The organism is Novosphingobium sp. B-7 (genome assembly GCF_000410615.1).
GTDB lineage: Bacteria > Pseudomonadota > Alphaproteobacteria > Sphingomonadales > Sphingomonadaceae > Novosphingobium > Novosphingobium capsulatum.
The window spans coordinates 1-495 of sequence record NZ_APCQ01000538.1 but is presented as its reverse complement, the minus strand read 5'-3'; the positions used below and the strand labels follow the sequence as shown (position 1 = coordinate 495).

General features: G+C 48.5%; 1 protein-coding gene. It reads left to right on the top strand.

The features are described 5' to 3' along the window. Positions 1 to 55 precede the first annotated feature (55 nt). The gene (gene qacG2, locus H926_RS31540; protein ID WP_003830719.1) at positions 56 to 388 is read left to right on the top strand and encodes a quaternary ammonium compound efflux SMR transporter QacG2; all 333 of its coding nucleotides are present in this window, start codon (positions 56 to 58) and stop codon (positions 386 to 388) included. The last annotated feature ends 107 nt before the right edge of the window (positions 389 to 495 follow it).

Below are 495 nucleotides of genomic sequence, written 5' to 3'. Positions count from 1 at the left end.
TTTTTTTCTTAAATCGAACCTAAAATTTCTTCGCGGAACTCCATGGAGAAATATTTTGAAAAATTGGTTATTTCTGGCTACGGCCATTATTTTTGAGGTCATTGCAACCTCTGCGCTCAAGTCTAGTGAGGGCTTTACTAGGTTAGTACCGTCTTTTATCGTCGTAGCGGGATACGCTGCTGCTTTTTATTTCCTGTCGCTGACACTCAAATCGATTCCTGTTGGAATCGCCTACGCAGTTTGGTCGGGCCTCGGGATCGTCTTGGTCACTGCGATTGCATGGGTTTTGCATGGTCAAAAACTAGATATGTGGGGATTTGTTGGTGTCGGCTTCATTATCAGCGGCGTTGCTGTGCTCAACTTGCTATCTAAGGCAAGTGTTCACTAAAACGGTCGCATCTAACCATTCCGTCGAGAGGGACCGCCCACAAGCTGCGCTTGCGGGTTCCCTTCGCGGCTTCGCCGCTACGGCGGCCCCTCACGTCAAACGTTAGA